The 22,768-nt window shown below is 69.2% G+C and carries 23 protein-coding genes; 13 read left to right on the top strand and 10 right to left on the bottom strand.

Annotated elements, in window-relative coordinates; genetic code table 11:
- Window positions 1-24: 24 nt before the first annotated feature.
- A complete protein-coding gene (locus BX604_RS32310) occupies window positions 25-1,035 on the bottom strand; it encodes a 3-hydroxybutyryl-CoA dehydrogenase (RefSeq protein ID WP_098554845.1) in 1,011 nt (336 codons plus the stop codon).
- Window positions 1,032-2,138 (bottom strand): NAD/NADP-dependent octopine/nopaline dehydrogenase family protein, encoded by a 1,107-nt coding sequence (locus BX604_RS32305; RefSeq protein ID WP_098554844.1) that lies wholly within the window; start codon window positions 2,136-2,138, stop codon window positions 1,032-1,034. Before BX604_RS32305 ends, BX604_RS32310 begins: the two co-directional genes overlap by 4 nt.
- Before the next feature lie 149 nt (window positions 2,139-2,287).
- Between BX604_RS32305 and BX604_RS32300 the strand changes: the two genes are divergently transcribed.
- Together BX604_RS32300 and BX604_RS32295 are read left to right on the top strand one after the other, a co-directional pair.
- On the top strand, window positions 2,288-3,262 hold the full coding sequence (locus BX604_RS32300) for an AraC family transcriptional regulator (RefSeq protein WP_098554843.1): 975 nt from the start codon (window positions 2,288-2,290) through the stop codon (window positions 3,260-3,262).
- Complete coding sequence (locus BX604_RS32295; protein WP_098554842.1) at window positions 3,259-4,290, top strand: LysR family transcriptional regulator; 1,032 nt, start codon at window positions 3,259-3,261, stop codon at window positions 4,288-4,290. Before BX604_RS32300 ends, BX604_RS32295 begins: the two co-directional genes overlap by 4 nt.
- A gap of 32 nt (window positions 4,291-4,322) precedes the next feature.
- Here the strand turns inward: BX604_RS32295 and BX604_RS32290 are convergent, their stop codons facing one another.
- Window positions 4,323-5,453 (bottom strand): porin, encoded by a 1,131-nt coding sequence (locus BX604_RS32290; protein ID WP_098554841.1) that lies wholly within the window; start codon window positions 5,451-5,453, stop codon window positions 4,323-4,325.
- 407 nt (window positions 5,454-5,860) lie between these two features.
- Here BX604_RS32290 and BX604_RS32285 point away from each other — a divergent pair, with 407 nt between their 5' ends.
- Together BX604_RS32285 and BX604_RS32280 are read left to right on the top strand one after the other, a co-directional pair.
- On the top strand, window positions 5,861-7,258 hold the full coding sequence (locus BX604_RS32285) for a spinster family MFS transporter (RefSeq protein WP_098554840.1): 1,398 nt from the start codon (window positions 5,861-5,863) through the stop codon (window positions 7,256-7,258).
- A gap of 154 nt (window positions 7,259-7,412) precedes the next feature.
- Complete coding sequence (locus BX604_RS32280) at window positions 7,413-8,393, top strand: PDR/VanB family oxidoreductase (protein WP_098554839.1); 981 nt, start codon at window positions 7,413-7,415, stop codon at window positions 8,391-8,393.
- A 60-nt stretch (window positions 8,394-8,453) separates the two neighbouring features.
- Here the strand turns inward: BX604_RS32280 and BX604_RS32275 are convergent, their stop codons facing one another.
- A complete protein-coding gene (locus BX604_RS32275; protein ID WP_098555213.1) occupies window positions 8,454-9,371 on the bottom strand; it encodes a LysR family transcriptional regulator in 918 nt (305 codons plus the stop codon).
- Between the two features lie 139 nt (window positions 9,372-9,510).
- Here BX604_RS32275 and BX604_RS32270 point away from each other — a divergent pair, with 139 nt between their 5' ends.
- Window positions 9,511-10,794, top strand: a complete 1,284-nt coding sequence (locus BX604_RS32270) for an aromatic ring-hydroxylating oxygenase subunit alpha (protein WP_098554838.1) — start codon at window positions 9,511-9,513, stop codon at window positions 10,792-10,794.
- Window positions 10,791-11,294 (top strand): aromatic-ring-hydroxylating dioxygenase subunit beta, encoded by a 504-nt coding sequence (locus tag BX604_RS32265; protein ID WP_098555210.1) that lies wholly within the window; start codon window positions 10,791-10,793, stop codon window positions 11,292-11,294. The genes BX604_RS32270 and BX604_RS32265 overlap by 4 nt, the downstream gene beginning before the upstream one ends.
- Here BX604_RS32265 and BX604_RS38745 read toward each other — a convergent pair.
- Window positions 11,269-11,589 (bottom strand): hypothetical protein, encoded by a 321-nt coding sequence (locus BX604_RS38745; protein ID WP_143748161.1) that lies wholly within the window; start codon window positions 11,587-11,589, stop codon window positions 11,269-11,271. The two genes, BX604_RS32265 and BX604_RS38745, sit on opposite strands and share 26 nt — an antisense overlap.
- Between BX604_RS38745 and BX604_RS32260 the strand changes: the two genes are divergently transcribed.
- Window positions 11,588-11,974, top strand: coding sequence for a 2-hydroxymuconate tautomerase family protein (locus BX604_RS32260; RefSeq protein WP_098554837.1), 387 nt, complete (start codon window positions 11,588-11,590; stop codon window positions 11,972-11,974). The two genes, BX604_RS38745 and BX604_RS32260, sit on opposite strands and share 2 nt — an antisense overlap.
- A 77-nt stretch (window positions 11,975-12,051) precedes the next feature.
- On the opposite strand, the gene BX604_RS32255 is transcribed toward BX604_RS32260, so the two are convergent.
- Window positions 12,052-13,608, bottom strand: a complete 1,557-nt coding sequence (locus BX604_RS32255) for an ATP-binding protein (RefSeq protein WP_098554836.1) — start codon at window positions 13,606-13,608, stop codon at window positions 12,052-12,054.
- Between the two features lie 136 nt (window positions 13,609-13,744).
- On the opposite strand from BX604_RS32255, the gene BX604_RS32250 reads away from it, so the two are divergent.
- The 5 genes from BX604_RS32250 to BX604_RS32230 are packed head-to-tail and all read left to right on the top strand — an operon-like array spanning window position 13,745 to window position 17,879.
- On the top strand, window positions 13,745-14,938 hold the full coding sequence (locus tag BX604_RS32250) for an acyl-CoA dehydrogenase family protein (protein WP_098554835.1): 1,194 nt from the start codon (window positions 13,745-13,747) through the stop codon (window positions 14,936-14,938).
- Between the two features lie 54 nt (window positions 14,939-14,992).
- Window positions 14,993-15,370 carry a hypothetical protein gene (locus tag BX604_RS32245; protein ID WP_011356094.1) on the top strand — a complete coding sequence of 126 codons (378 nt, stop codon included), beginning with the start codon at window positions 14,993-14,995 and terminating at the stop codon, window positions 15,368-15,370.
- Window positions 15,371-15,378: 8 nt separating this feature from the next.
- Entirely contained in the window at window positions 15,379-15,912 is a 534-nt protein-coding gene (locus BX604_RS32240) for a nuclear transport factor 2 family protein (protein ID WP_098554834.1), read from the top strand.
- A gap of 42 nt (window positions 15,913-15,954) precedes the next feature.
- Window positions 15,955-17,079 carry an amidase gene (locus tag BX604_RS32235; RefSeq protein ID WP_098554833.1) on the top strand — a complete coding sequence of 375 codons (1,125 nt, stop codon included), beginning with the start codon at window positions 15,955-15,957 and terminating at the stop codon, window positions 17,077-17,079.
- A gap of 56 nt (window positions 17,080-17,135) precedes the next feature.
- Window positions 17,136-17,879 carry an SDR family NAD(P)-dependent oxidoreductase gene (locus BX604_RS32230; RefSeq protein ID WP_098555207.1) on the top strand — a complete coding sequence of 248 codons (744 nt, stop codon included), beginning with the start codon at window positions 17,136-17,138 and terminating at the stop codon, window positions 17,877-17,879.
- Window positions 17,880-18,040: 161 nt separating this feature from the next.
- On the opposite strand, the gene BX604_RS32225 is transcribed toward BX604_RS32230, so the two are convergent.
- Window positions 18,041-18,673 carry a response regulator transcription factor gene (locus BX604_RS32225; RefSeq protein WP_098554832.1) on the bottom strand — a complete coding sequence of 211 codons (633 nt, stop codon included), beginning with the start codon at window positions 18,671-18,673 and terminating at the stop codon, window positions 18,041-18,043.
- A gap of 318 nt (window positions 18,674-18,991) precedes the next feature.
- Here BX604_RS32225 and hpaC point away from each other — a divergent pair, with 318 nt between their 5' ends.
- Window positions 18,992-19,537: a 4-hydroxyphenylacetate 3-monooxygenase, reductase component gene (gene hpaC / locus BX604_RS32220; RefSeq protein WP_098554831.1), complete on the top strand. Its 546-nt coding sequence runs from the start codon at window positions 18,992-18,994 to the stop codon at window positions 19,535-19,537.
- A 42-nt stretch (window positions 19,538-19,579) separates the two neighbouring features.
- Here the strand turns inward: hpaC and BX604_RS32215 are convergent, their stop codons facing one another.
- The 3 genes from BX604_RS32215 to BX604_RS32205 all read right to left on the bottom strand — a co-directional run bounded on the left by BX604_RS32215 (window position 19,580) and on the right by BX604_RS32205 (window position 22,700).
- On the bottom strand, window positions 19,580-20,830 hold the full coding sequence (locus BX604_RS32215) for a YbfB/YjiJ family MFS transporter (RefSeq protein WP_098554830.1): 1,251 nt from the start codon (window positions 20,828-20,830) through the stop codon (window positions 19,580-19,582).
- Window positions 20,831-21,065: 235 nt separating this feature from the next.
- Window positions 21,066-21,575, bottom strand: coding sequence for a GNAT family N-acetyltransferase (locus BX604_RS32210; protein WP_098554829.1), 510 nt, complete (start codon window positions 21,573-21,575; stop codon window positions 21,066-21,068).
- Between the two features lie 87 nt (window positions 21,576-21,662).
- A complete protein-coding gene (locus BX604_RS32205) occupies window positions 21,663-22,700 on the bottom strand; it encodes an AraC family transcriptional regulator (protein ID WP_098554828.1) in 1,038 nt (345 codons plus the stop codon).
- Window positions 22,701-22,768: the final 68 nt, after the last annotated feature.

Here is a 22,768-nt window from a genome sequence, read left to right as displayed (position 1 = left end):
GCACGGCCGCGCGCCGCGCAACGTTCAGGCGCCGCGTTCGCGCCGCGCCGCGTCGAACTCGGGCGCGAGCCCGAGGTGATCGAGCAGGTGCGCGAATTCACCGAGACGCTGCCGCATGTATGCCGGCACGTCCACCTGCGCATAGTCGTGGAACCCGGCGCCCGTGCGCACGCCGTCGCGTCCGGCCTCCATGTTGCGCACGACGCTGTCGGCCGGTGCGAAGCGCGGGCCGATCTCGCCGGCCAGATACTTCGATGCGTAGTACAGGATGTCGCATCCGCCCCAGTCGATGAATTCGAGCAGGCCGAGCACCGCGAAGCGCGGGCCGAAGCCGGTACGAATCGCCGCGTCGATGTCCGCGGCGCTCGCGACGCCCTCCTCGACCATCCGCGCGGCCTCGTTCATCGCGAGCGCCTGGATGCGCGGCACGATGTAGCCGGGCGCCGGCCCGCAGATCACCGGCTTCTTGCCGACCCGTTCGAGCAGCGCGGCCAGCGCCGCGACGACGCGCGGGTCGGTCGCGTCGCTGCGGCTGATCTCGACGAGCGGCATCAGCAGCGCCGGATTCAGCCAGTGCGCATTCAGCATCCGCTCCGGATGCGCGACATGGCGCTGCAGCTCGGTGACAACGAACGTCGACGTCGTCGACGCAATCGTTGTGCGCGCATCGACATGCTCGCCGAGCCAGCGCAGCGCATCGGCCTTCGCGTCGAGCACTTCGGGCAGCGCCTCGAACACGAGGCCGGCGTCGCGCACCGCATGCGCTGCATCGTCGCGCGCCACCAGCGCGATGCGTGCGACGACGGCCTCCGCCTGCGCCGTGTCGATCCGGCCCAGTGCGACCTGCGCGTGCAGCGGACGCCCGATCTCGGTACGCGTGCGGTCCTCGAATGCGCGCCACGCATGCGCGTCGCGGGGCTTGAAGTCGATCAGCGTCACGTTCAGGCCCGCGAACGCGAACACGAGCGCGATCCCCTGCCCCATGCGTCCCGCGCCGAGCACGTGCACACGCGTCACGTCGGTGGCGGCCGTCATGCGGCGTACCCCGCATCGAGCAGCGCGCGCATCGCATCGTGCGACAGCGCGGCAACGCCGAGCCCGTCGAGCGTGCGGCCTTCCGCGTACAGGTCGCGGCCGGTGACGGCCGACGCGACGCTCAACAGCCCCTGTGCGACCGGCGTCGGCACGTTCGCGAAACGCCCGCACGACACGATGAACGACAACCCGATCCGGGTGTCCTCGAGCATGTAGCGATGCGCGCGCAAATCAATCTTCTCGCGCCAGTCGCCGCTATCGGTCAGCTTGCCGTGCGCGCCGCGCCCATACATCCATTCGTCGCCGTCGGTCGCGTAGTGGTCCGCGAGCGGGAAATGCGGCGCGCGGTAGCCGAGCGCTTCACGCACCGCGATGCGTTCCGCATCGAGCGCGTTCGTCACGCGGCGGATCGACGGCTGCGTGCCTTCGTTGTGGATGTCCCATGCATCGAAGTGTTCGAGCGGGCCGGCGTTCATCAGGATCAGCGGCGGGTGGATCACCGGACCTGCGTTCATCAGCGCGCCGGACAGCGCGTCCTCGACCGGCTCGACCGACGGATAACCGGCACGCAGCACGTCGAACGCCCAGCCGGCCGCATGCGCGGGAAACACGCCGGTCGGCAGCCGCGTCGCGTAGGCGCTGATCACGACATCGTTGTCGCCGTGCTTGCGCACCAGGTAAGGCAGCGTGCCGGTCTCGGCGAACGCGACGCGTGCGCGGTTGCCGGCATCGGCAGCCGCACGGGCGAACACGAAACTGCCGAACGTGCCGGGCGGCAGGAACACGACCTGGTCGTCTTCGAGCAGCGGCGCGACCTGCGCGGCAAGCGCATCGTGCGACGTGGCCGGCAACGGCACCACGACGAGCCGCGCGCCGCGCAGCGCGGCCGCGAGATCGTCGGTCAGGCGGATCGCGCCGGGCGCGTCGCCGAGCGGCACGGTGCGCTTGCCGCGATAGTCGGTCACCTGCAACGCGCCAAGTTCGCGCAGTCGCGCATGCGGTTCGCGATCGCGCCGCCACCACGTCACGTCGTGGCCCTTCTCGAACAGATCGATCGCCGCCGCGTGGCAGCCGTGGCCGCCGCCCAGTACACATACCTTCATCGTTGTCTCCCGGTGAGTGAATGTTTCCGAGACTACGCGGCAGGCTCCGCCGCGTCGCTTCAAAACGCGCAACGGCACGCCCGTTCGCGCAACGCAATCGCGGCGACGCCGGAATCGCCGCGCCAATGCATCCGACACGAGGCCAGCGCATGGATATCGCCCTTTCCCGACATGCCCCGAACCGGCTCGGCACGCTGCATGCGCCCGACGAAGTCGAACGCGCGGTCGCGCACCGGCTCGGGCCGCACCGGATGGCCGCGCGCGGCCGCGATCCGTTTCAGGCGGAACTGTACGAGGTGCCGCTGCATCACGGCGCGCTGCTCGAACTCTGCTACGGCCGCGAAACGCACATCGACTTCGGCGACGATGCCGATCATTTCCTGTTCCGGCTGACGTTGTCGGGCACCTGCGAGCTGCGCTCGGGCCATCGCGTGGCACGCGCCGGCCCGGGCGAGCTGACCGTGTCGTCGCCCGCGCTCGCGAGCCGCCTGAGCACCAGCCCCGATTGCCGCAACCTGGTGCTGCGGCTCGAACGCGGCGCACTCGAACGCAAGCTGCAGGACATGCTGCACATGACGCTCGCGCAGCCGCTGCAATTCGATCTCTCGGCCGGCGGCACGGGCGCGGGCGCCGCGCTCGTGCCGCCGACCTTCGAATACCTGTGCCGGCTCGGCGCGCAACCGGGCATCGGCCCATCGGCGGCGGCGTTCGGCGCGGACCTCACCGCGTGGCTGATGTCGCTGCTGCTCACGCACCTGCCGCATTCGTACAGCGACGCGCTGGCGCGCGGCACGCCGCCGCTGCCGGCCCACGTGCGCCGCGCATGCGATTACGTCGACGCGCACCTGGGCGAACCGCTCGCGCTCGCGGCGCTGGCAGCCGTCGCGGGCGTCGCGCCGCGCACGCTGCAGCATGCGTTTCGCGCGTTCCTGCACACCACGCCGGCCGCGTACGTGCGCGAGCGCCGGCTCGCCGCCGTGCACGCGGTGCTGCTGCGCGGCGACGCGCGCAGCGTGACCGACGTGCTGATCGCGCACGGCATCCACGGCTTCGGCCATTTCGCGAAAGCGTATGCGCGCCGCTACGGCCATGCGCCTTCCGTCACCGCGAGGCAAGCACCATGACACACGCTGCAACCGGCCGGCCACCGGCCCGATCCGACGCTCCGTCGCCCGACGCCGACGCGCCCGACGGCCTGCGCGTGCAGGACCTCGACCTGAACCTGCTGAAGACGTTTCGTGCGGTCTACGAAGAACGGCACGTCGGCCGCGCGGCGCTGCGGCTCGGCGTCACGCAGCCGTCGGTCAGCTACGCGCTCGGCCGGCTGCGGCTGATGTTCCGCGACGCGCTGTTCGTGCGCACCGGCACCGGCGTCGAGCCGACGCCGCGCGCGCAGCGGCTCGCGGGGTCGGTCGACAAGGCGCTCGCGATCCTGCAGGACGTGCTCGACGAAGGCTCGCGCTTCGCGCCGGACAGCACGCAGCGCGTGTTTCGGCTGCACATGAGCGATTTCGCGGCGAGCGCGTTCCTGCCGACGCTGCTCGCGGCATTCGACCGGCGAGCACCCGGCGCCGTGATCGAGACGCTGCACGTCGACGAATGCCAGCTCAACGTCGCGCTCGAATCGGGGCGCATCGATTTCGCGCTCGGACATTTCGCGGACGCGTCGAGTCACTTCCAGCGCACCGCATTGCTGCACGAACGCTGCGTGCTGCTGATGCCGCGCCGCACCGCGCAACGTGTCGCGCTACCCGACGATTTCGTGCTCGACGGCGACGCGCCGGACACGCTGCGCCTGGTCGCCGTGACATCGCATCCGCAGTCGATGCAATTGCTGGAGCGGCACGGGCTGATGCCGCGCGTGCGCGCGGCGTTGCCCGATTTCATGGTGGTCCCGGCGCTGCTGGAACATGGCGATTACGCGCTGATCCTGCCGGAAACCGTCGCGATCACGTTCGCGGCGCGGCAGCCTTGCGCGCTGTACGAGATCGCCGGCGCAAGCGAATGGCCCGTGAACGCGTACTGGCACCGGCGCTTCGATGCGGACCCGGGCCATCGGTGGTTGCGCGCGCTGCTGCTGGAGTTGTTCGATATCGGCGGGCAGGCGCCGTTCGACGCATGGCTCGCGCCGCACCCGCCCGCCTGTGCGTAGCGGCACCGGCAAGCGCGGGCGAACCGCGTCGCTCAGAACGACGTGAGGATGCCGGCGACGATCGAGCTGGCGGTCGCGCCCGGATTCGCGACCGCGACGCCGCCGCCTGCCGCGCCGTTCACGACGAAGCGCGCGTGCGCGCCGTTGCGCACCATCGCGGCGCCCGTGTACAGCACCGTGCGCTTCGACAACGGATAGTCGAGACGAATGCCGTACGAATCGGCGTTCCCCGCGCTGTCTGCAACCTTCCGATAGTGGCCGACACTCAGCAGCAGCGACGCGCGCCCGATCGGCACCGTCGCGCTCAGTTCCATCGTGTCGCTGTGCGGATACGCGCTCTGGCTGTCGATCGCGGTTGCGACGTCGGGGCCGCCGCGATGGCGCATGTAGAGCGCGGCGACCTTCACGACGTTGAAGTCGTACGAGATCGCGCCGACCGTGTAGTTGCCGTTCGCGGCCGGGCTCGTGTCGCCGAGCGCGGACGCAGCGACCGGGCTGAACTTCTGCTGCATGTAGTCGATGTCGACCGACAAGCCGCCGCGCGCGTAGTTGAGGCCCGCGCCATACGTGTCGCCCAGCGTTGCCGGCTGGCCGGCCGCGCCGTTGGTGCCGCGCGCGGCCATCGCGCGCAGCATGAACCCCGCGTAGCGCGGCGACGTGTAGCGCATCGAGTTGCGCACGCGCAGGAACGCGGGGCCGACGAAGTTGTTCGTCGCATTGCCCCATGCGAGCCCCGCGCCGAGGCCGGGCAGGCTGTACGTGACGAGCGTCGTGTGCACGATCGTGTAAAGCTCGCCGAACTGCACGCCGCCGAACGGGCCGGTGATGCCGACCCACGCCTCGCGACCGAACAGCGCGCTGCTGTTCGACAGCGCGCCGCTCGCCGCGTTGAAGCCGTCCTCGAGCTTGAAGATCGTCGCGTAGCCGCCGCCGAGATCCTCCACGCCCTTCAACCCCCACTGCGATGCCCACAGGTTGCCGCTGCCCATGCGCGTCACGTGGTTCGGCCCGGCGTTCGCATATTCGATCGACGTGTCGATGCGGCCGTAGAGCGTCACGCTCGATTGTGCGAAGGCCGGCTGCGCGGCGCACGCCAGCAGTGCGGCGGCCAGCGTGGCAAGCGGTACGGCAAGCCGGTCGGCTCGCCCGTTCGGATGGTTCATCAGCGTTGTCCCGTAGAAATTGCGGCGCCCGTCGGCATCGCGCCGTTCGTTGTGAAGCGCGTTCGCTTTCGCATGCGAACGCTGCCGATCAAAAACGGGCCGAGTCTAGGAACGACAATTTCGGACGTCGACGCAATCCGGTCTATAACGCTTATAGATGCGCCGCATGATGCGCGCGCGCCCCGCTGCACGCGCGCTGCGCGGCGGCCCGCGCACACGGCCTCGGTGTTTTCTTTACCCGGGTCGGTAAAGGTCCGTGTGGCGCGGCTGTCACTCCGGCTATGGCGGCCGAAATTGGCCGACTACGCTGCGTCTCCGACACGTGTCACCCGCACGCTTTCGCGCCGCGACGGCGCCCGGCCCGCAACGCCGGCGCCGCGCTTCCCCACCGCTCCTGGAGAATCCGCATGTCCGCATCCACGGCCCGCGCTGCCGACGGCAAGCGCTATACGTATGAATGGTATGTCGTCGTCATCTGCATGCTCGCTTACGTCTTTTCGTTCGTCGATCGCCAGGTGCTCGTCCTGATGATCGAACCGATCAAGCGCGACCTGCACCTCTCCGACACGCAGTTCAGCCTGCTCAACGGCTTCGCGTTCTCGCTGTTCTACGCGGTGATGGGGCTGCCCGTCGCGTATCTCGCCGACCGCTACGCGCGACCGCGCATCATCTCGATCGGCATCGCGCTGTGGAGCGTCGCGACCGCCGCGTGCGGAATGAGCCAGCACTTCGTGCAGATGTTCATCGCGCGCATGGGCGTCGGCGTCGGCGAAGCCGCGCTGTCGCCCGGCGCGTATTCGATGCTCGCCGACTACTTCCCGAAGGAGAAGCTCGGCCGCGCGATCGCCGTGTATTCGCTCGGCTCGTTCATCGGCGGCGGCGTCGCGTTCCTGATCGGCGGCTACGTGATCGCGCTGCTCAAGCATGCGAGCGCGTTCACGCTCCCGGTCGTCGGGCAGGTGCACGCGTGGCAGGTCACGTTCCTGATCGTCGGGCTGCCGGGCCTGCTGGTCGCGCTGCTGTTCGCCGCGACCGTGCGCGATCCGCAGCGCAAGGGGCTCGCGCAGGACCGCTCGGGCGCCGTGCGGCGCGTGTCGATGCGCGATTCGCTGCGCTTCGTCGGCACGCATCGCGCGACCTTCACGTGCCACTACCTCGGCTTCTCGTTCTATGCGATGACGCTGTACTGCCTGCTGAGCTGGACGCCCGCGTTCTATATCCGCCGCTTCGGGATGACGGCCGTCGAAGCCGGCTACACGCTCGGCATCGTGCTGCTCGTCGCGAATACGGCCGGCGTGTTCTGCGGCGGCTGGCTCAACGACTGGCTGCTGCGGCGCGGCCGCACCGATGCGCCGATGCGCGCCGGCGCGATCGGCGCCGCGTGCATGGTGATTCCGGCCACGCTGTTCACGCAGCTCGACAGCCTGCCGGCGTCACTCGCGATGCTCGTCGTCGCGATGTTCTTCGCGTCGTTCCCGATGCCGACCTCGACCGCCGCGATGCAGACGCTCGCGCCGAACCAGATGCGCGCGCAGATCTCCGCGCTGTTCCTGCTCGTGTCGAACCTGATCGCGCTCGGCATCGGCACGACCGTCGTCGCGCTGTTCACCGATCGCGTGTTCGGCGTGCCGGCCGCGGTCGGCCATTCGATGTCGATCGTCAACGTCGCGGCGGCCACGCTCGCGGCGCTGCTGCTCGCGGCCGGATGCCGGCAGTATCGGCGCAGCCTCGAGCGCGAACGCGGTCATGCGTCGGCGTCGGTCGCGCCGGTCGCCGACCGCGGCGACGCGGTTGCCGCGCGCTGAGCGGCATCGCCCCGTTCGCCAACCATTATCCATCCCGCTGATTCAGGCATCGCTTTTTAATCAATTTGATTTATGCGATGCCCATCCCTATTCTCGATCGCATGACGGCGCGGACTCTGCCGCGCCGGTTTTCCCCCTCCCCACGGAACACCCCATGCAAGCGAATCGCCACCAGGTCCGGATCGACGCGCTGATCGACGCGGCGCAGGACATCCGCTGTTTCCGGGTTTCGCGCGTCGACGGCCAGCCGTTCGATGCGTACGAACCCGGCGCCCATATCGACGTCACCGCGCCGTCCGGCATCACGCGGCAATACTCGCTGTGCGGCCGCCCCGACGAACGCGGCAGCTATCTGTTCGCGGTGAAGAAGGAAGCGCAGTCGCGCGGCGGCTCGCGCTCGCTGCACGACGACGTGTGCGTCGGCGCGGAGTTGTCGATCGGCGCGCCGCGCAACCTGTTTCGTCTGACGGATCAGGCGAGCGAGCACGTGCTGATCGCGGCCGGGATCGGCATCACGCCGCTGCTGTCGATGGCGTACGCGCTCGAACAGCGCGGCGCGCGCTACCAGTTGCACTACTTCGCGCGCAGCCGCGAACACGCGGCGTTCGCCGACGAACTGTCGGCCGAGCCGTTCGCGTCGCACGTGACGTTCCACTACGGGATCGAACCGGACGCGCTCGCGGCCGAACTCGGCCGCTGCATCGAGGCGATCGACGCGCACGCCCATGTGTACACGTGCGGCCCCGGCCCGTTCATGGATGCGGTCGTCACGGCGGCGGCCACGCGGATTCCGGAAGACGCGATGCATCTCGAACGCTTCGCGGCGGAACCGGTCGCGGCCGACGCCGCGACCGATGCCGCCCCGGCGGAAGGCTTCGAAGTGCGCCTGCAGCGCAGCGGCCAGTCGGTGCGCGTCGCGCCCGACACGTCGATCGTCGACGCGCTCGCGCAAATCGGCATCGAGGTCGATACGTCATGCGGCGAAGGCGTGTGCGGCACCTGCATGGTGCCGGTGATCGACGGCGAACCCGATCATCGCGACCATTGCCTGAGCAAGGCCGAACGTGCGAGCAACACGGTGATCTGCTGCTGCGTGTCGCGAGCTCGCTCGGCGGTGCTCGTCCTCGATCTTTGATGCGTTGATGCGTTGATGCGCTGATGCGTCGATGTACCGACGTTCCGGCGCGCGCGGCCGTCACGCGTCGAACCGCTCGACGATCTCGGCAAGCAGCGCGCGCATCCACGCGATCCCCTCATCCTCGTGAAAGTGCTCGTGCCAGTGCATCGTCACCGGCGCGGGCGGCAGCGTCACCGGCAGGTCGTACAGCCGGAACGCGTTGTCGCGGTTCAGGATCTGCGCGAGCCGCTTCGGCAGCGTCGCATAGAGATCGGTGACCGACAGCACGCTCGGCAGCGCGACGAAGTGCGGCACTTCGAGCGCGATGTTGCGGCCCACGCCCTGCGCGCGCAACGCGTCGTCGAGCGCGTGGTGGCTGTGCTCGACCGATTTCACGTTGACGTGCGCGGCGCGCACGAACTGCTCGAGGCTCAGCGCCGTGCCGGTCGGCACCCCGCGCCGGCGGCCCGTCATGCACACGTAGGTTTCCTCGAACAGCACCTGGTGACGCGTGCGCGGCATCAGCTCCGGCAGGTTGCCGATCGCGAAATCCAGCCGGCTCGCGCGCAACGCTTCCTCGATCTCCTCCACCGGCAGCGGCTGCACGCTCAGCGTCACGCGCGGCGCGCGCTCGCGCAGCGCCTGGCAGATCGCCGGCAAATACGCCATCTCGCCCGCATCCGACAGCGACAGCCGGAACGTGCGCGTGCTCGACACCGGATCGAACCGCTCCGCATAGCGCAGCGCCACCCGCACCATGTCGAGCGCCTTGCCGACGATGCCCGCGAGTTCGAGCGCGACCGGCGTCGGCTGCATCCCCGCGCGCGTGCGCACGAACAGCGGATCGTCGAACAGCGTGCGCAGCCGCCCGAGCGAATAGCTGACGGCCGGCTGCGACAGCGCGAGCCGCTCGCCGGCCTTGGTCAGGCTGCGTTCCTCGACGATCGCCTGGAACACCCGCAACAGGTTCAGATCGAGATGATCGACCGATGTCATCGTGACCTCCATCATTTGCCGTATTTATTTGATTGGCAATTTTAGATCAATTTGACGGATATGTAGCAGAAGACGAGACTGGTCTCCCGACGCTGCGCACAGCGCGGCCCGATTTCGCGACTCTTTCCCCACGACGACGATGAGCGACACTTCCTACCAGACGATCGACACCCGCGCGTTGCATGGCTTCGCGCAGCCCGACCGCATCGCGCCCGCGATGTATCACGACCCGGCGCTGTTCGAAGCCGAGCTCGACCGCATCTTCTACCGCACCTGGATCTGGGTCGCGCACGAGAGCGAACTGCCGAAGCCCGGCGACTTCATCACGACCACGATCGGCCGCCAGCCGGTGATCGTCGTGCGCGACAAGACCGGCGAGATCAACGTGCTGCAAAACCGCTGCCGCCATCGCGGCGCGACCGTGTGCGAATCGCACAAGGGCAACGCGAAGGGCTTCACGTGCCCGTACCACAGCTGGTCGTATGCGCTCGACGGCACGCTGCGCGCGCTGCCGTATGGCGACGGTTACGAAGGCGTGTGCGAGAAAGGCGACCTGCCGCTCGTGAAACTGCGCGTCGGCGTGTATCAGGGTCTGATCTTCGCGAGCTTCAACGACGACATCGAGCCGCTCGAGGATTTCCTCGGCGGCGCGAAGCCGTGGATCGACCTGTTCATGAAGCAGGGCGCCGGCTACCCGATCAAGGCGAACGGCGAGCACAAGTTCAAGTTCAAGGGCAACTGGAAGATCCAGCTCGAGAACACGACGGATCTCTATCACTTCCCGGTCGTGCACAAGTCGTGGATGAAGTCGATCGACGACGAAACCGCCGCCGCGATCACGAGCTTCATGACGAGCGACGATGCGTTCTGCCGCTCGCTCGGCAACGGCCACAGCCTCGCGGTGCTGATGCCCGAGCTGGTCGATCTCGACGAAGACGACGGCGCGCCGCTGGCCGAACGTTTCGCGCCGCTCGCGGCGAAGCTCGCCGAGCGCCACACGCCGGACGAGGTGCGTCGCATCGTGCGCTCGCTGATGGGCGTGGGCTTCAACCTGAACCTGTTCCCGAACCTCGCGCTGTCGATGGCGTTCTTCCGCGTGCTGCGGCCGATCTCCGCGAACGAAACCGAGATCCGTCACGTCGCGCTCGCGATGGACGGCGGCCCGGACGAAGCGAACCGCGAACGGCTGCGCATCCACGAGCATTTCCAGGGCCCGTTCGGCTTCGGCAGCCCCGACGACGCGGAAGCGTGGGAGCGCGTGCAGCGCGGCGCGCATGCGGGCCCCGACGTGCCGATCCTCGTGAATCGCGGGCTGAACCGCGAGACGACCGCCGCGAACGGCGAAAAGACCGCGCATGCGACCGACGAGACCGGCATGCGCGAGGCCTACCAGCAATGGCGCAAGATGATGGAGCAACAATAATGGACGACCGCAACGCCCTCCTTTCCGAGCAGACCTTCGCCCGTGCGGTGGAATTCGTATGGCGTGAAGCCGAAATGCTGGATCGCCGCGACTATCGCGCGTGGCTCGATCTGTGGGACCCGGCCGGCCACTACGTGGTGCCGATCGATCCCGACGCGACCGACTTCGCGGCCACGCTGAACTACGTGTTCGACGATCACGACATGCGCGAGAAGCGCGTGCAGCGCATGGTGTCGGGTTACTCGGCGTCGGCAGCCGACGCGGCGCGCACGGTGCGCACCGTGTCGCGCTTCACGCTGGAGAGCGGCAGCGCCGGCATCGTCGAGCTGAAGTCCGCGCAGGTGGTCGTCGCGTACAAGCGCGGCGTCGCGACGCTGTTCGCGGCCGACGTCACGCACAAGCTGCAGGTCGATGCCGACGGCGAGATGCGGATCGCGGAGAAGGTCGTGCGCCTGATCGACTCGACCGAAGCGCTCAGCGCGATCGGGTTCCTGCTGTAAGCGGCCGCCGGTTCGCCATTGCCAGCGCAACGGTGAGCCGGGCACCTTCACCTGTGAGCAGCCGCCGGTTCGCCGTCGCCAGCGCAACGGTGAGCCGGACACCTTCACCTGTAAGCGGCCGCCGGTTCACCATCGCCAGCGCAACGGTGAGCTGGGCACCTTCACCTGTGAGCGGCCACCGGTTCGCCGTCGCCAACGCAATGGTGAGCCGGGCACCTTCACCTGTGAGCGGCCGCCGGTTCACCATCGCCAGCGCAACGGTGAGCCGGTCACCTTCACCTTTCCCGACGACCATGCCCACACTCGAAGTTTTCCTGCCGGCCGGCCATGACGACACCCGCAAGGCCGAACTGATCGCACGGCTCAGCCACGCGACCGTCGACGCGATCGGCGCGCCGATCGAATCGGTGCGCGTGCTGCTCACCGAATTGCCGGCGACACATATCGGCCTCGGCGGCCGCACGGCAGCCGATGGCGCGCCGCCGTCGCTGCCGGTGATCGTCGCGATCCTGATCGCCGGCCGCACCGACGAGCAGAAGCGCGCGTTGATCGCAGCGCTTTCCGACGCCGCTGCGAACGTGCTCGACGCGCCGTTGCAGGCGACGCGCGTGATCATCAAGGACATCCCGAACACCGACTTCGGGATCGGCGGCCAGACCGCACGGTCGCTGGGGCGCTGATCATGGGCCGGGCGTCGCGCCATCGTGCGCCGCCGCCCTGCCGTGATGTCCTTCGCGGCCGTGATGCAATGCAGCGGCTATGCGTGCGCTGCGCCGGCAAGTGGCAGCGTCACGCGGCAGTCGAGCCCGCCGCCCGCGGCCGGGCTCGCGACGATGCGCCCGCCGTGACGCGTGACGATGCTCTTGCACAGCGACAGTCCGATTCCATTGCCGCCGGCCTTCGACGACGAGAAGCCGTCGAACAGCCGGTCGTGCGCACCTTCCGCAATCCCCGGCCCGTTGTCGATCGCGCGCAGCTCCGCGTACCCGTCGACGTTCGCGGTGCCGAGCGTCAGCGTGCACGACGCACGCTCGCAGCCGGCGAACGCCTCAATCGCGTTGAACGCGAGGTTGAGCATCACCTGCCCGATCAGCACGCGCTCGCAGCGAATCGGCAGCGGCGCGTCGGCCTGCACGATCGCGACCGTCACGCCCGCTTCCTTCGCCCGCAGTTCGATGAAATACGCGACGTCGGCGAGGATCTCGCGCAGGTCGGCAAGCGCGACGACCGGTTCGCGCTTCACGATGAATTCGCGCACGCTCTTGATGATCAACGCCGCATGCTCGGCCTGCCGATCGGCGCTGCGCAGCCCCCAGATCGCATCGTCGACGGCGCCGCGCGTGTTCAGCCGCTGCACCGCGCCCTCGATGAAGTTGCGCACGGCCGCCAGCGGCTGGCTCAGCTCGTGCGCGATCACGCTCGCCATCTCGCCCATCGCGTTGTAGCGCCCCGCGTATTCGAGCATCCGCGCCTCGGCGCGCCGCGCGTCCTCGATCGCGACTTCGTCGCTCACGTCGCGGAACTGTACGAGCAGCCCGTCGAGATCGCCTTCGATCTCGACCTGCCGGCACAGGATGCGCAACCAGCATGGCGAGCCGTCGCGCCGCACGATCCGGTAGCGCTGCGGCGCGGACGGGCACGCCGACGGTGCGTCGCGCAACTGCGCGACGAGCCGGTCGCGATCGGCCTCGGAGCAGTAGTCGAGTACCTCGCCGAGCGCTTCGTCGGGCGCGAGCCTGAGCACGCGGCGGCCCGACTCGCTGATGAACTGCACGCCGCCATGCGGCGTCACGACCGCGATCCCTTCGTCGAGATCCTGCATGAACTCGCGCAGCCGCGCCTCGTAGCGACGCAGTTGCTGGCGAACCGCCTCTTCCGCGCTGATGTCGCGGAACTGCACCATCACGACATCGCGTCCGCGCAGCGGCACGTAGGTCGCGGTGGCCTCGGACAGCATGTCGACGCCCGTGCGCGACCGATAGCACCATTCGTACACCTGCGGCCCGTCGACGAGCGCGCGATCCCATGCGCTCACCGCGATCTCGCGCCGGTATTTCGGCTCGGGGCGCGTCATGTCCGGCGCCTTCAGCGGCAGCAGTTCCTCGACGGAAAAGCCGAGCGCGATGCAGGCGGCGCGGTTCGCCCACACGATCGCCCGGGTATGCGCGTCGTGCAGCAGCACGCAGGTGGTCAGCGCGTCGAGCAGCCGGTGGAAATCGTCTTCGTCGGGGAAACTCATGATCGGATTCGGATGAAGGCGCGCGGCGTCGCGCGGCCGGATGTTCAACATAGCACCGGCGTGCGCGGCCCGCATCTGAAGATTTCTTTAGTCCGGCACGGAGCGCCACCAGTCGCGCGGCCTTACGCACCAATTGCTGCGGTTTTTCGGTGTTTCTAGACTGGCTCCATCGTCTTGCCCCGCAATCGAACCCTATCCCCAGGAGACAGCCATGCCCAACGCCGCCCTCGCCATCGACGCCGCGTCCCCCTCGCCGCATGCGGTCCGCGAAGCGGCCGCGCGCGTGTCGCCGCTCGACGCGGTGCTCGAAATCGTCACCGCGCGCCGCGACGAATTCGACCGCCTGTCGCACGTGCCGCGCGACGTGATCGCGCTGTTCAAGGAAGCCGGCATCTATCGCGCGGGCACGCCGCGCCGCTTCGGCGGCGATGCGCTCGCGCCGACCGCGTTCCTCGACCTGATCGAGCGGATCGCGACCGCCGACGGTTCCGCGGCATGGGTCGCCAGCTTCGGTTCCGCGAACGTCTATCTCGCCGCGTTGCCGCTCGACACGCAGGCCGAGCTGTACGCAAGCGGCCCCGACCAGGTGTTCGCGGGCGGGCTGTTCCCCGTGCAGCCGGCGCAATCGGCGCCCGGCGGCTGGCGCGTGAACGGCACGTGGAAATTCGCGAGCGGCTGCAAGGGCGCCGACTGGCTCGGCGTCGGCATCGCGGTGCCCGGCGCACAGGACGCCGCGCCGAACAAGCCGCGCACGGCCGTGTTCCGCGCAAGCGACGTGCAGATCGTCGAGAACTGGAACGTGGTCGGCATGCAGGGCACCGGCAGCCACGACCTGCGCGTCGACGACCGCTTCGTGCCCGAAGCGTGGACCTTCGTGCGCGGCGGCGAGCCGACCGTCGACGAGCCGCTGTACCGCTACCCGACCGTCGCCTATGCGGCGCAGGTGCTCGCCGTCGTCAACCTCGGGCTCGCGCGCGCGGCGCTCGACGTCGTGAACCGCATGTCGGGCGGCCGCCAGACGACCACCGGCGCACCGCGCCTCGCCGATCGCGCGTACTACCGCATCGAGCTCGCGAAGGCCGAGGCGCAACTGCGCTCGGCGCGCGCGTTCTTCTACGACGCGACCGATTCCGTCTGGCAATCGATCCTCGCCGGGAACCCCGTGACGGCCGAGCAGGTCAGCCTGCTGAGGCTCGCCGCCACGCATATCGCCCGCGAAGGCGCGAGCGTGGTCGAGCGCGCATACCGTCTCGGCGGCACGGCCGCGATCTATCGCACGCATCCGCTGCAGCGGCTGTTGCGCGACGCGATGGTCGTCACGCAGCACGCGTTTCTCGGCGAAGGCAACTTCGACGGCGCCGGTGCGGTGTTTACCGGCGTCACGCCGTTTCCCGGCTATCTGTAAGCCGCGTCGACCGGCTTCGACGCAACCGAACCCCATTCTTCAGGAGAACCTGTCATGTCCGATTCGAATCCGCTGCCGCTGCGCGTCCTGTTCTGCTGCGGCGTGTCGCAGAACTTCTTCGACCTGCCGCGCGAGAAGATCGGCGAAGTGTGGCAAGCGTACGGCGCGATGCTCGCCGCCGTCGAGGCGATGCCCGGCGTGCGCGTGCTCGGCGTGATGGACGACGATCGTCTCGTCGTCGGCCAGGCCGACGGTGCGCCGTGGACGTTCTACATCATGGCCGACGTCGCCGACTTCGACACGACGGTCGCCGTGTGCAACCTGTATCGCACGACGCCGGTCGGCGAATACAACCTGTGGCGCTACGGCAAGATCGAGGCGCGCGTCGGCCGTGCGCTAACCGTGCCGCCGGCCGCGAAGCCCGCGGCGTGAGGCACGCGATGACCGGTCCCGATTCGACGCGTACGATCGAAGCACTCGACGCGCTCGTGCGGCGCGTCGCGGCGCTCGACGCCGAACGCGCGGTGCGCGCGACGATCACGCGCTACATGGCGCTGTGCGACGTGCCCGAGGATGCCGGCGACGGCCCGGCGCTCGCCGCGCTGTTCACGCCCGATGCGATATGGGAAGGCATCGGCCCGCAGTACGCGAGCAAGTTCGGCCGGCTCGAAGGCACGGAGGCGATCGTCGCGATGCTGCGCCGCTACCTGCCGCCCGATCCGCATTTCGCGGCGAACCTGCATTTCCTGACGTCGGAGTCGATCGAGATCGACCTCGAGCGTGCGAGCGCGCGCGGCCGCTGGATCATGCTGCAGACATCGCGCTACGCTGACGGCACGGCCGAGCTGATCGCCGCCCGGCTGACGATTGATTTCGCACCGTCGGGCGACGGCCCGGCCTGGCTGATCCGCCATTTCCGCACCGAGCGCGTGCTCGACGGCCCGTGGCCGCTCGCCGCCGCGCCGCGGTCCTGAACCCCTTCACCGCAATCGCACACCATCGCAGGCCATCGCACCATGACAGGCTTCATCGACACCTTCACGCTGGGCGGGCCAGGCCCGACGATCGCGATCAAGGACACGATCGACATCGCCGGCCATCCGACCCGCGCGGCGAGCCGCGCGCTCGCCGACGCGCCGCCCGCCGCACAGCACGCGGACGTGGTCCGGCTGCTGCTCGATGCCGGCTGGCAGATCGCCGGCAAGGCGAACATGCACGAGCTCGCGTTCGGCATGACCGGCATCAACGACACCACCGGCACGCCGGTCAATCCGCAGGACGCAACGCGCATTCCGGGCGGCTCGTCGAGCGGATCGGCGTCGCTCGTCGGGCTCGGCACGGTCGACGCCGCGCTCGGCACCGACACCGGCGGCTCGATTCGCGGGCCGGCCGCCTGCTGCGGCGTGACGGGCCTCAAGCCGACGTTCGGCCGCGTATCGCGGCGCGGCGTCGCGCCCGCCGATACCACGCTCGATTGCGTCGGGCCGTTCGCACGCGATATCCGCACGCTCGCGGCCGTGATGGCCGCCATCGCGCCCGGCTTCGACCGGGTGCGTGCGGCAGCGCCCGCTGCCGGCTGCACGATCGCGCGCGTGATCGTCGACGCCGATCCGGCCATCGCCGCCGCGCTCGACGCAGCCGTGCGCGCATCGGGGCTGCGTTCGCACGATGTCGTGCTCGATGACATGGCCGCCGCGTTCGCGGCAGGGCTCTCGGTCATCAACGCGGAAACGTCGCGCGCGTTCGGTCATCTCGTCGCAACCGGCAAGCTCGGCGCCGATCTCGATGCACGGTTGCGTGCCGCCGCGACGACGACACCGGCCGCGCTCGCGGAAGCCGAAGCCGTGCGCGCGCGCTTCACCGCGCAGGTCGACGCTGCGCTCGAACGCGCGGACGTGCTGGTGCTGCCGACGCTGCCCGCGCTGCCGATCACGCTGCAGCAGGCACGCGACGGCGTATCGGTGATTGCGATGTCGTCGCTGATCCGGCCGTTCAACCTGAGCGGCCATCCGGCGCTCAGCCTGCCGCTGCCGCTCGCGGGCACGCCGCTGAAGGCCGGGCTGCAGATCGTCGGACGCAAGGGCACGGACGAACAGGTGTGCGCGCTGGCCGCGCACTTCGAAGCGGCGCTCGCCGCATGAACCACGATGCGGGCGCCGCGTCCGATGCGCGCCCGCGAACCAGGGAATCACGCACCATGTCAGACCGAGTCGTTCTCGTCACCGGCGCTGCGCGCGGGCTCGGCGCCGTCATCGCCGAACGCTTTCATGCGGCCGGCTATCGCGTCGCGCTGGCCGACATCGCCGCCGACGCCATTCACGCGCATGCGCGCGAACTCGATGCAAGCGGCGAACGCGCGATCGCACTGCCGCTCGACGTCACGTCGAAACGCGATTTCGAAGCCGCGCGCGATGCGCTCGTCGCACGCTGGGGCACGATCGACGTGCTCGTGAACAATGCGGGCGCGTCGAAGGTCGTGCCCGCGATGGAGATCACGGCCGAGCAGTTCGACCAGGTGATCGACGTGAACCTGCGCAGCGTGCTGTTCGGCTGCCAGGTGTTCGGCCAGTACTTCGCGACGCGCGGCGCGGGCCGCATCGTCAACATCGCGTCGCTCGCCGGGCAGAACGGCGGCTCGGCGACGGGTGCGCACTACGCTGCGGCGAAAGGCGGCACGCTGACGCTGACCAAGGTGTTCGCACGCGATCTCGCCGCGCAGGGCGTGACCGTCAACGCCATCTCGCCGGGCCCGCTCGATTTGCCGATCGTCCACGAAAGCGTCGCGCCGGAAAAGTTGCGCCAGGTGCTCGCGAGCCTGCCGGGCGGCAAGCTCGGGTCGGCCGGCTTCGTCGCGGATGCGGCCGTGCTGCTCGCGTCCGGCGATGCGCATTTCGCGAACGGTGCATGTTGGGATATCAACGGCGGGTTGTACATGCGTTGAACGGGCGGCAGGCATCGAGCGCGCGGTGTCGACCGGTGCCGTGCGCGGTGCATGTGGTGCATGTGGTGCGTGGTGCCCGCACGTCGGCTGCGTCGCGTGCCTGGCATGCTTCGCGCGACGCGACCTGCACGCACAAGCCCGTCCGCTTGCAGGCCCGACCGTCAGCGCGACGACTCCCCGTCGTCGCCCCACACGACCATTACGTCGCGCACCAGCGCGGCGATCGACGTCGCGCCGAGCTTCTCCTTGATGCTCGCGCGATGCACGTCGACGGTCTTCACGCTGATCGACAGGTCCGAAGCGATCTGCTTGCTGCCCTTGCCGTCGACGACGCCGCGCAGCACTTCCTTCTCGCGCGCGGTCAGCGCATCGAGCCGCTGGCGCAGCTCGCGATGACGCCGGTCGACCGCGTGCCGCTGCTGCGCGAGCCGCAGCGCGCGTTGCACGCGCTCGAGCATCTGCTGCGAGTTGTACGGCTTCTCGACGAAATCGATCGCGCCGTTCTGCAGCGCGCGCACCGACATCGGGATGTCGCCGTGTCCGCTGACGAAGATCACCGGCAGCGTCGCGCCGCGCGCATTCAATTCCGCCTGCACGTCGAAACCGCTTTTCTCCGGCATCCGCACGTCGAGCACCAGACACGCGGGCTGGTTCACGTCGAAGCGCGCAAGAAAATCGGCCGCGTTCGCGAATCCTTCGGACGCGATGCCGACCGATTCGAGCAGCCACGCGAGCGACGTCCGCATGCCGCTGTCGTCGTCGACGATGTATACGATCGGAGCGGGTGACGTCATCGGGGTGTCTCGCAAAATATCGGTATCGGTATCACGCGCGACGCGGGTGCGGCAGGCGTCGTTCGTCGGGGTATGCGGCACATCATAGCGAGCCGAAAATCCGCTGAATACCCCTTGACGTACCGCGCGAACGCACAATCGCACTTTTTTTCGCGCAGCGTGCCGTGCATCTAGGTAGAACCTTTAGATACGTTGGCGCGAACGCCACCTTCGTCATCGTTCGTGCGAATGGTCGGCGGCATTTTCGCGACGTACGCTAGGGTCCGTTTACATATGGAACGCCCATGCGTTGCCACCCTCATCCAACCAGGAGCGCCCATGTCCGCAACGACCGATACCCCGCAACCGGCGCGCGCCGAACCGACCGACGCGCAAAAGGCCTTCCGGCAAGCGATGGCCCACCTCGGCGCGGCCGTCAACGTCATCACCACCGCGGGGCCGCACGGCCGCTGCGGGATCACCGCGAGCGCCGTCTGCTCCGTCACCGACGCGCCGCCGACGCTGCTCGTGTGCCTGAACCGGTCGAGCGCGATGCATGCGATCTTCGAGCGCAATCGTCACGTGTGCATCAACGTACTGCCGGCCGAGCACGAACTGCTCGCGCAGCATTTCGCGGGGATGACCGAGCTGCCGATGGAGCGGCGCTTCGAGCTGCCGGTGTGGGATCGCGGCGAGCAGGACGTACCCGTGCTGCGCGATGCGCTCGCGAGCCTGCAGGGCACGATCGCCGAGATGAAGGAAGTCGGCTCGCATTCGGTGATGTTCATCGAAGCGACGTCGATCCGCGTGCGCCACGACGGCGACAGCCTCATCTACTTCAGCCGCGCATTCCATCGCGTGTCGCGCACGGCCTGCGTGCAGTAACGTGGCTCGCGCGCCGCGGCGCCCGGTGCGACCCCGTGCCGGCTACGCGGACGCCCGCAACGCGCGCTGTCCGGCCGCCAGCGCGGCGCCCGCGAACAGCGTGAGCGCCGAATACACCAGCCCGCGCGCGAGCCCCGCGCTGTCCGACACCCAGCCGATCGCGACCGGCCCGGCGATCTGCCCGAACGCGAAGATCGTCGTGAACGCGCTGATCCCCTTTGCCCAGCCTTCCGGCGGCAGGTTGTGACGCACGAACGCGGTCGTCGCCGCGACCGCCGACAGGAACGTCGCGCCGAACAGCACGCCCGATGCGAACGCGGCCGCCGGATGCACGAAGATCGCCGGCATCAGCGTCGCGACGCCGAGCAGCGCATTGAGCACGGCCAGCGCCTGGCCGCCGCGCATCCGGTCGAGCAGCCCCGACCATAGCCGCGCCGACACGACGGTGGCGATGCCGAGCATCACGTAGAACGCGGACACGACCGTGCCGCTCATCCCCGCGCCGCGCAGCAGCGCGACGATGAACGTCATGTAGCCGATATAGCCGACGCCGAACAGGCCGTAGCCGCCGAGCGCAAGCGCGAAGCGCGCCGGGCTCGCGCTCACGGCCGGCGCGGTGCCGTCGCGCGGCGCGGCCGGCGCCGCATGCCCGCGTTCGATGCGACGCGCGGCCGACACGGCCAGCATCGAGAACAGCACGCACGCGAACGCGAGCGCGAACCACGCGGGCTGCCAGCCGTGCAGGCCATGTGCGAGCGTCGCCGGCACCAGCAGCGACGACGCGACGATCCCCCATCCCGTGCCGCCGTAATAGAGCCCGAGCAGCAGCCCCGCATCGCGCGGCGACGCCGACGCGAGCCGCGCGGCCAGCAAGCCGCCGCTGATGAAGATCAGCGCGCTGCCGATACCGGTCGCGAGCCGCGCGATCAGCAGCGCGTTCGTGCCGGACGTGATCCCGCATGCGGCCATCAGCACCGCCGTGAGCGCGCAGCCGGCCGCCAGCAGCGTGCCGGTGCGCCAGCGTCTGGACAGGAACGGGAATGCGAGCGCGCCGATCAGGTAGCCGGCTGCGTTGGCCGTGTTCAGCGCGCCGGCCTGCGCGAAGCTCCAGCCGAGATCGGCCTTCATCGGCGGCAGCAGCAGCGCATACGAGAAACGTGCGAGACCGAGTGCGATCGCGCTGCCGAGCGACAGGCAGATCGCGAGCCGCCACGCGGCCATGCGGTCGGGGTCTTTTGCGCCGGCGTCCGGCCGTGCGTGGCCGGCGTGCTCCGGTTGCGGCGCTGCGCGCATCGGGGTGTCTCCGTCGTGGTTCGAATCATCCCGCCGGGACGGCGGTGTGTGCGCGCGGTCGCAACCGGCGCACGAAGTCGTCAGATGGTGCCAGAAAATCGCCGGGATCGCCGGGGCCGGAACACCGACGGCGGGCGCACGGCAGTCCCCTCCCTCGCCCTGATCTTCACGTGCGGCACGCTCATGCTCGACGAGCGGATCGGGTTCGACGGCGCATTCGCCGTCCGACGTCGAATCAGGCGTCGGCAGCCGCCTTGTCGCCGAGCCACTTGAACATCACGAGGCAGTCGACGAAACCGTGCCGTGCGTGGCGATACGCGCGCGGCAGGCGGCCGACGACGTCGAAGCCGAGCTTCCGCCACAACGCAATCGCGACCTCGTTCGTCGCGACCACCAAGTTGAACTGCATCGCGAGAAATCCGCGCTCGCGCGCCACCTGCTGCGAGTGCTCGCACATCAGGCGGGCAACGCCGCGGCCGCGCGCGGCCTCGCTGACCATGTAGCCGCAGTTGCACACATGGTTGCCGGGGCCGGCCGCATTCGCCTTCAGGTAGTACGAGCCGAGCAGCACGCCGTCCTCTTCGGCGACCCACGTGCAGAGCGACGCGTCGAGCCACAGCGCGCGGGCCGCTTCGCGCGTCGGCGCCGGATCCAATGCATAGGTTTCCTGAGCGGCGACGATCGCTTGATACGTGGGCCAGAAGCGCGGGAAATCGTCTTCGATCATCGGGCGAATCGTGATCATGCGGGGCCTTTCATCATCAGGTTGAGGGAAGCGTGGACGACACGCCACGCGCACGGCATTGCGCGACTCGGCGCAAACCCGTGCGAATCAGTACGATTCGCCGTCGCGCAGCAGACCGCTGCGATACGTACCCGGCGGCACGCCATACCAGCGCTTGAACGCCTGCGAAAAGCTCGACAGGTCGCTGAAGCCGAGCCGCTCGGCCACCTCCGTCAGCGACAGATGCGCGTCGCCGAGCAGCGTCTCGGCCATCGCGCCGCGCGCCTGCGCGAGCAGCGTGCGAAACGTCGTGCCTTCGTCCTGCAGCCGGCGCTTCAGCGTGCGCGGGCTCGTGTTCATCAGCCGCGCCATGTCCTCGAGCGAGAACGGCACATTGCCGGGCGTCGCCGTCAGATATTGCCGCACCATCTCCGCCGTGCCTACGCGTGCGCGCCGCGCGTCGACGAGCTGGCTGCACATCTGCTCGCACATCGACACCGTCAGCGGATTCGCATGCGGCAGCGGCCGGTCGAGAAACGCGCGGTCGAATGCGAGGGTGTTCGCGCGCGCACCGAACGCCGGCTCGATACCGGCGATGCGCGGCACCGATGCCGTGCCACCCGCGATGCCCGCGGCCTGCATCGTGAAGCGCGACAACGCGAAATCGCCGCCGCCGATTTCCTGCAGCAGCACGGCCGCGGCCGTCATGTCGCGCTCGACGAGGAACCGGCTCAGGTCGGCGTCGAGTTCCGGCGCCCCGAAATTGAGCACGCCCGCGCCAGGTTCCTCGCGATACGTGATCACGGTAAACGCATACGTGAGCGGCAGAAAGCGCATCGCGAGCGCCAGCGCGTCGCGCGCGGTCGCGCTCGCGATCAGTCCGTAGCCCCAGACGCCGTATGCGGAGAAGTGATAGCGCTGCCCGACCTCGAAGCCGAGGCCCGGCGCCCGCCCGAGCGCGCGCAGCAGGTTGCCGGTCAGCCGCAGCTCCTGCGCGGCCGTCACCTCGACGTTCGGATCGTCGAGCTGCGCGTCCGCGAGGCCCGTGCCGGCCAGCAGCTTCGTGCGCGACACGCCGCGCGCGTCGCCGAAATCGACCAGCAGCCGGGCGCTGGCCGGACTCCGGGTGAAGTCCCAGAAGCTCATGCGGAGAAACCCTCGAAGCGCCGATTTGGCCCAAATACTAAAACAATTGTCCCGAAGCAGCATTGGTG

It is taken from the genome of Burkholderia sp. JKS000303, from assembly GCF_002563755.1.
In the GTDB taxonomy this organism is placed as follows: domain Bacteria; phylum Pseudomonadota; class Gammaproteobacteria; order Burkholderiales; family Burkholderiaceae; genus Burkholderia; species Burkholderia anthina_B.
This window is presented reverse-complemented; position numbering and strand designations above follow the sequence as displayed.